The organism is Mycobacterium sp. TH-M25, assembly GCF_057473665.1.
In genome coordinates this window covers 1-7,622 of the sequence record NZ_JBYCLA010000369.1, presented here as the reverse complement: position 1 = coordinate 7,622, position 7,622 = coordinate 1, and the positions used below count along the sequence as shown (strand labels likewise).

The window sequence follows — 7,622 nt, the reverse complement described above, 5'->3', positions numbered from 1 at the left end:
ATCTCGGTGACCAGCCGCACCGAGATCCTCGCGGTGGTGCTCGGCTCGCTGTTCGTCGCCGAGATCGTCTCCGTCGTGGTGCAGATACTGGCTTTCCGCACCACCGGGCGCCGGGTGTTCCGGATGGCACCCTTCCATCACCACTTCGAGCTGGCGGGCTGGGCCGAAACCACGGTGATCATCCGGTTCTGGTTGCTCACCGCGATCAGCTGCGGCCTGGGCGTCGCGCTGTTCTACAGCGAGTGGCTGGCCTCCACCGGCGGCGGCTGAACATGACTGCAGCGCTCGAGCCGTTGTCGGCCGGAGCGCCGGTGCTGGTCGCGGGGGGTGGCGTGACCGGTCGTGCGGTGTTGACGGCGCTCGCCGGGCTGGGCGCGACGGCGACGCTGTGTGACGATTCGGCGACCACTCGTGCGCAATTCGCCGATGCCGGAACGCCTACCGTCGACTCCTCGACCGCAGCCGCGCATATCGCCGACTACGCGCTGGTGGTGGTCAGCCCGGGTTTCGCGCCGGCCGCCCCGGTTCCCGCGGCGGCCGCGGCGGCCGGCGTCCCGATCTGGGGCGACGTCGAGCTGGCCTGGCGGCTCGACCAGGCCGGCCACTATGGCCCGCCGCGCCGCTGGCTGACGGTCACTGGCACCAACGGCAAAACCACCACCACGTCGATGCTGCACGCGATGCTCGTCGCCGCCGGGCTCAACAGCCGGTTGTGCGGCAACATCGGCAACCCCGTGCTCAGTGCCTTGTCCGGCGGACCGCACGGCCCTGCCGACGTGCTGGCCGTCGAGCTGTCCAGCTTCCAACTGCACTGGGCGCCGTCGATCCGGCCCGAGGCCGGGGTGGTGCTCAACATCGCCGAAGACCACCTCGACTGGCACGGCACCCTCGCCGACTACGCCGCCGCCAAGGCGGGCGTGCTGCGGGGCAGGGTGGCGGTGGTCGGGCTCGACGATGCGCGGGCGGCGGCCCTGCTGGCGGCGGCCCCGGCGCCGGTGCGAGTCGGCTTCCGGCTCGGCGAACCCGCCGTCGGCGAACTCGGTGTGCGCGACGGCCTGTTGGTCGACCACGCCTTCGCCGATGGTTCCGGCGGTCTGGTCCTGGCTCCGGCGTCTGCCATTGCGGTGGCGGGCCCGGTCGGGGTGCTCGACGCGCTGGCCGCCGCCGCGCTGGCCCGCAGCATCGGGGTGCCTGCCGAGGCGATCGTCGCGGCGCTGTCGTCGTTTAGGGTCGGCCGGCACCGCGCCGAGCTCGTCGCGGTCATCGACGAAATCAGCTACGTCGACGACTCCAAGGCCACCAACCCGCATGCCGCCGAGGCGTCGCTGCTGGCCTACCCCGGAGTGGTGTGGATCGCCGGCGGCCTGCTCAAGGGCGCATCGCTGCACGAGACCGTGGCAAAAGCCGCGTCGCGGCTGGTCGGCGCGGTGTTGATCGGCCGTGACCGGGCGGTGGTTGCCGAGGCGTTATCGCGACACGCGCCGGATGTGCCCGTCGTACAGGTCGTGGCACGCGAGGATGTTGATATGCATGCGACTGCTGAGTCTCCTGTTACTTATGTGACACATGTGGTTCCAGTGTCGGACGAGACGGTCGGCACTCGCGTCATGAACGCCGCCGTCGCCGCCGCCCGAGACCTCGCCCGTCCCGGCGACACCGTCCTACTGGCACCGGCCGGTGCGTCATTTGACCAGTTCACCGGCTATGCGGACCGCGGTGACGCGTTTGCGGCCGCCGCCCGCGCCGTGCGCCGGTAGTCACGGGTGACGAACTCGTTGACCCGGCTGCTGCGCCGGGGAACCAAGGACGGCCGGCCGGCGTCGGACAAGGCCGCCGACGACGACGGCCCGAAGGCCAACGCCACCAAGGTCACCAAGGTCACCAAGGCTGCCGCTACGGCCACCGGCGACCCGCGGACGCGGTTCGGGGCCTGGCTCGACCGGCCCATGACGTCGTTTCACCTGATCATTGCGGTCGCGGCCCTGCTCACCACGCTGGGCCTGATCATGGTGCTGTCGGCGTCCGGGGTGCGGTCCTACGACGACGACGGATCGGCCTGGACGATCTTCGGCCGTCAGGTGCTCTGGACGATCGTCGGGCTGTTCGCGTGTTATCTGGCCTTACGGTTGCCTGTCCGGTTCATGCGGCGGATGGCGTTCACCGGTTTTGCCACGACCGTCATCATGCTCGTGCTGGTGCTGATACCGGGAATTGGTAAGGAAGCCAACGGTTCCCGCGGATGGTTCGTGATCGCCGGGTTCTCCATGCAGCCCTCGGAGCTGACCAAGATCGCCTTCGCGATCTGGGGTGCGCACCTGCTGGCGGCGCGGCGTATGGAGCGGGCCTCGCTGCGCGAGATGCTGATTCCGCTGGTGCCCGCTGCGGTTATCGCATTGGCCCTCATCCTCGCCCAGCCCGACCTCGGCCAGACGGTGTCGATGAGCATCATCCTGCTCGGTCTGTTGTGGTACGCCGGTCTGCCGCTGCGGGTGTTCCTCAGCTCGCTGTTCGCCGCCGTCGCATCGGGTGCGATCCTTGCAATGTCGGCGGGCTACCGCTCCGACCGGGTCCGGTCCTGGCTGGACCCCGGTCAGGATCCCCAGGACTCGGGCTACCAGGCCAGGCAGGCCAGGTACGCGCTGGCCAACGGCGGTATTTTCGGCGACGGTCTAGGTCAGGGCACCGCCAAGTGGAACTACCTGCCCAATGCCCATAACGACTTCATCTTCGCGATCATCGGCGAGGAACTCGGGCTGGTCGGCGCGCTCGGCCTGCTCGGCCTGTTCGGGCTGTTCGCCTACACCGGCATGCGGATCGCGCGCCGCTCCGCTGACCCGTTCCTGCGGCTACTGACCGCGACCACCACCCTGTGGGTGCTCGGTCAGTCGTTCATCAACGTGGGCTACGTCATCGGACTGCTGCCGGTCACCGGTATCCAGTTGCCGTTGATCTCGGCTGGTGGAACATCAACGGCTACAACACTTTTGATGATCGGCATGATGGCAAACGCGGCACGTCACGAGCCCGAGGCGGTTGCCGCGCTGCGCGCCGGCAGCGACGACCGGATGACCCGGATCCTGCGGCTGCCGTTGCCGGCGCCCTATTCGCCGACCCGGGTCGAGGCATTGCGCGACCGGCTGCGCAGCAAGCCTCAGCCGGCCAAGCCGCCACGCAAGCCGCCACCGGCACGTGCCGTCCGCAAGGCCGGGCCGCCCGCTGCGGACAGGCGCGGGGCCAGGGCAGGGCATCATGTAGGCGGACAGCGGCACACCGGCCAGCGTCATGCGCAGGGCCGTCGGACATTGGAAGGTCAGCGCCACGGGTGAACGACTCGGTCACGGGGCCATCGGCCACAGGGCCAGCCGGGCCTTCGTCGTTGTCGGTTGTGCTCGCGGGCGGCGGTACAGCCGGCCACGTCGAGCCGGCCATGGCCGTCGCTGACGCCCTGGTCAGCCTGGACCCGGACGTCCGCATCACTGCGCTGGGCACCGCGCGCGGGTTGGAGACCAGGCTGGTGCCCGAGCGTGGCTATCAGCTGGAGCTGATCACCCCGGTGCCGCTACCCCGCAAGCCCACCGGTGATCTGGCCCGGCTGCCGGCGCGGGTGCTGCGTGCGGTCCGGCAGGCCCGAGCCGTGCTGGACAAGGTCGACGCCGACGTGGTGGTCGGGTTCGGCGGCTACGTGTCGCTGCCCGCCTACCTGGCGGCCCGGCGTAGCCGACGGGTGCCGGTGGTGATCCACGAGGCCAACGCCAGCGCCGGGCTGGCCAACCGGGTCGGCGCCCGCAGCGCGCAGCGGGTGCTCTCGGCGGTGCCCGATCCGGGCCTTCGGAACGCCGAGGTGGTCGGCGTCCCGGTTCGCGAGACGATCACGTCGCTGGACCGCGCCGCGCTGCGGCCATCGGCGCGTGCGTATTTCGGCTTCGACGCCGACGCCCGGGTGCTGCTTGTGTTCGGCGGCTCGCAGGGCGCCGCCTCGATTAACCGTGCGGTCGCCGGGGCGGCCGGTGACCTGGCGGCCGCAGGGGTGGCGGTGCTGCACGCCCACGGCGCCAAGAACACCCTCGACCTGCGCGAGCCGCAGCCCGGGGACCCGCCGTACGTTGCGGTGCCCTACCTGAGCCGGATGGACCTCGCCTACGCCGCCGCCGACGTGGCGATCTGTCGGTCTGGCGCGATGACGGTCGCCGAGGTGACCGCCGTCGGTTTGCCGGCGATCTATGTCCCGCTGCCGATCGGCAACGGCGAGCAGCGGCTCAACGCGCTACCGGTGGTCAACGCCGGCGGCGGCATGCTGATCGCCGATGCCGATCTGACGCCGCAATTCGTTGCCGACCAGGTGGCCAGGCTGCTCACCGACGAGTCGCGGCTGGCGGCGATGACGACGGCCGCGGCGTTGGTCGGGCATCCGGACGCGGCGCGACGGGTGGCCCGCGTCGCGCTGGACATCGCGCGCGCAGCGCGGGATGGGAAGCGCGCGAAAACCAGGCGGAGTGCGCTGGACATCGCGCGCGCAGCGCGGGATGCGCGGACGTGGAGAGTGCGCCGATGATGCAGCCGCTGCCGCCGGAGTTGCGGCGCGTGCACATGGTCGGCATCGGGGGAGCGGGCATGTCGGGAATCGCCCGCATCCTGCTCGACCGCGGTGGACAGGTCTCGGGGTCAGATGCCAAGGAGTCGCGGGGCGTACGTGCGCTGCGGGCGCGCGGCGCACAGATCCGCATCGGCCACGACGCGTCGTCGCTGGATTTGCTACCCGGCGGACCGACCGCGGTGATCACCACCCACGCCGCGATCCCCAAGACCAACCCCGAGCTTGTCGAGGCCCGCCGTCGCGGCATTCCGGTGGTGCTGCGACCGGCCGTGCTGGCCAAGCTGATGACCGGGCGCACCACGCTGATGGTGACCGGGACCCACGGCAAGACGACCACCACGTCGATGTTGATTGTGGCGCTTCAGCATTGCGGCCGGGACCCGTCCTTCGCCGTCGGCGGTGAGTTGGGTGAGGCGGGCACCAACGCCCATCACGGCAGCGGCGACTGCTTTGTTGCCGAGGCCGACGAGAGCGACGGATCGCTGCTCGAATACACCCCGAATGTCGCGGTGGTCACCAATATCGAGGCCGATCACCTGGATTTCTTCGGTAGTCCCGAAGCCTATGTCGAGGTGTTCGACTGCTTCGCGGAGCGCATCGCGCCGGGCGGGGTGCTGGTCGTGTGCGTCGACGACCCAGGGGCGGCTGCGCTGGCAGAACGCGTTGCCGCGCTTGGGATCAGAGTGCTGCGCTACGGCTCGTCCGGCGACGGATTGGCCGGGACGTTGTTGTCCTGGGAACAGCAGGGCACCGAGGCTGTCGCGCACGTCCAGCTCGAGGCCGACACCCATCCGAGGGTGATGCGACTGTCGGTGCCGGGCCGGCATATGGCGCTCAACGCGCTGGGCGCACTACTGGCCGCCGTCGAAATCGGCGCGTCGGCCGAATGCGTGCTGGACGGGTTGGGGGGGTTCGAGGGCGTGCGCCGACGGTTCGACTTGATCGGAACTGCCTTTGCGGTAAAGGTTTTCGATGACTACGCGCACCACCCGACGGAGGTCCGCGCCACGCTGGGCGCGGTACGGATACTTTTGGAGCAGGCCGGTACCGGGCGCTCGCTGGTGGTGTTCCAGCCGCACTTGTATTCACGGACAAAGGCTTTCGCCGCTGAATTCGGGGCTGCGCTCGACGATGCCGACCGCGTGTTCGTGCTCGACGTCTACGGCGCCCGCGAACAACCCATCGCCGGTGTGAGCGGGGCGACCGTCGCCGAGTATGTCGGCGTCCCGGTGCAGTACCTGCCCGACATGTCCGCAGTCGCTGAGGCGGTGGCCGCCGCCGCCGGCCCCGGCGACGTTGTGGTCACCATGGGAGCGGGTGACGTCACGATGCTCGCGCCGGAAATCATCACCGCGCTGCGGATGCGGGCCAACCGCAGCAGGCCGGAGGCATCGCGGTGACCGAGTCCGGTGGTGCGATTCCCGACGGCCCGGTCGACGAAGTCACCGCAGCCGAGCGCATCGAGAACGCTGGTGAGATCGCCGGTGCCGCTGCAGAACCGGATAAGCCTGACGAACCGGTCGAGGGTCCGCGACGGCGGGAGCGCCGTGAGCGCGCCGAACGACGAGAGGCTCAAGCCCGCGCCATGGCCATCGAACAGGCCCGTCGCGAGGCCAAACGTGCGGCGCGTGGTCGCGGCCCGGCAGGCCCCAAACCCGTTGCCCGCGGCACCGTTCGGGGACTGCGGGTGTTTTTGGCGTCGCTGCTGCTCGGCGTCGCGATCACCGGGGTGGGTCTGATCCTCTACTTCACCCCCTTGATGTCGGCCCGCGGCATCATCGTCGACGGCCTCGGAGCCGTCACCCGCGACGAGGTGCTCGACGCGGCGCACGTCACGCTGGGAACGCCGCTGCTGCAGATCAACACCGACAGTGTTGCCGACCGGGTCGCCGCGATTCGCCGGGTGGCCAGCGCGCACGTGCAACGCGACTACCCGTCGGCACTCAGGATCGCCATCGTCGAGCGGATTCCGGTGGCGGTCAAAGACTTGGCCGACGGTCCGCACCTGTTCGACCGGGACGGCGTCGACTTCGCGACCGCGCCGCCGCCAGCCGCGCTGCCCTACCTCGACGTCGACAATCCCGGACCAGCCGACCCGCCGACCAAGGCCGCGCTCGCGGTGCTGACAGCGTTACGGCCCGAAGTGGTCGCGCAGGTGAGCCGGATCGCGGCACCCTCGGTCGCGTCGATCACGCTGACACTGAGCGACGGGCGCACGGTGATCTGGGGGACGAATGACCGGACCGAGGAAAAGGCGCAGAAGTTGGCGGCTCTGCTGACTCGCCCCGGGCGGACCTACGACGTATCCAGCCCGGATCTGCCGACCATCAAATGAACACCCGGGTCGGTGCGATGCCGCCGGCACGAAATCGGCTGAAATTCGCCCGCCGCTCTTCGGCGCGCCTGCATCGATCCCGCCCTCGACGGCAATACCGTTCTGTTTGCGCGAATCAACCTGACATAACTCTAACCCTTTACTAGAGGTTGAGGTTTGTCACCGGTTCGCTTCAAGCAGTCCCACCAGGGAGGAAGACAACATGATGACCCCGCCGCACAACTACTTGGCCGTCATCAAAGTCGTGGGGATAGGCGGCGGCGGCGTGAACGCCGTCAACCGCATGATCGAGCAAGGGCTCAAAGGCGTGGAGTTCATTGCCATCAACACCGACGCCCAGGCGCTGTTGATGAGCGATGCCGACGTCAAGCTCGACGTCGGTCGTGACTCCACCCGTGGGCTGGGTGCCGGTGCCGACCCCGAGGTAGGCCGAAAAGCCGCCGACGACGCCAAGGACGAGATCGAGGAACTGCTCCGCGGGGCCGACATGGTCTTCGTCACCGCAGGCGAAGGCGGTGGAACGGGCACCGGTGGCGCACCTGTGGTGGCCAGCATCGCCCGCAAGCTGGGCGCGCTGACCGTCGGTGTGGTCACCCGGCCGTTCTCCTTCGAGGGCAAGCGCCGTAGCACCCAGGCCGAGAACGGCATCGCGTCGCTGCGCGAAAGCTGCGACACGCTGATCGTCATCCCCAA

General features: G+C 69.5%; 6 protein-coding genes and 1 pseudogene. All 7 read left to right on the top strand.

Annotated elements, in window-relative coordinates; translation table 11 throughout:
* A pseudogene (locus AC2VOU_RS12430) lies at positions 1-270 on the top strand (phospho-N-acetylmuramoyl-pentapeptide-transferase); the annotation flags it as partial.
* A gap of 2 nt (positions 271-272) precedes the next feature.
* Positions 273-1,757, top strand: coding sequence for a UDP-N-acetylmuramoyl-L-alanine--D-glutamate ligase (gene murD / locus AC2VOU_RS12425; protein WP_486957653.1), 1,485 nt, complete (start codon positions 273-275; stop codon positions 1,755-1,757).
* Positions 1,758-1,763: 6 nt separating this feature from the next.
* Positions 1,764-3,326 (top strand): putative lipid II flippase FtsW, encoded by a 1,563-nt coding sequence (gene ftsW, locus AC2VOU_RS12420; RefSeq protein WP_486957652.1) that lies wholly within the window; start codon positions 1,764-1,766, stop codon positions 3,324-3,326.
* Positions 3,302-4,552, top strand: a complete 1,251-nt coding sequence (gene murG / locus AC2VOU_RS12415; protein WP_486957654.1) for an undecaprenyldiphospho-muramoylpentapeptide beta-N-acetylglucosaminyltransferase — start codon at positions 3,302-3,304, stop codon at positions 4,550-4,552. The genes ftsW and murG overlap by 25 nt, the downstream gene beginning before the upstream one ends.
* Positions 4,549-5,994 (top strand): UDP-N-acetylmuramate--L-alanine ligase, encoded by a 1,446-nt coding sequence (murC, locus tag AC2VOU_RS12410; protein WP_486957651.1) that lies wholly within the window; start codon positions 4,549-4,551, stop codon positions 5,992-5,994. The genes murG and murC overlap by 4 nt, the downstream gene beginning before the upstream one ends.
* On the top strand, positions 5,991-6,929 hold the full coding sequence (locus AC2VOU_RS12405) for a cell division protein FtsQ/DivIB (RefSeq protein WP_486957650.1): 939 nt from the start codon (positions 5,991-5,993) through the stop codon (positions 6,927-6,929). Before murC ends, AC2VOU_RS12405 begins: the two co-directional genes overlap by 4 nt.
* Before the next feature lie 205 nt (positions 6,930-7,134).
* Positions 7,135-7,622: cell division protein FtsZ (locus tag AC2VOU_RS12400; protein ID WP_486957649.1), on the top strand; the 488-nt coding region annotated here is incomplete at its 3' end.

Coding starts and splice junctions, on each gene's coding strand:
- murD (WP_486957653.1), top strand. CDS start 273: ATGACTGCAGCGCTCGAGCCGTTGTCGGCCGGAGCGCCGGTGCTGGTC.
- murC (WP_486957651.1), top strand. CDS start 4,549: ATGATGCAGCCGCTGCCGCCGGAGTTGCGGCGCGTGCACATGGTCGGC.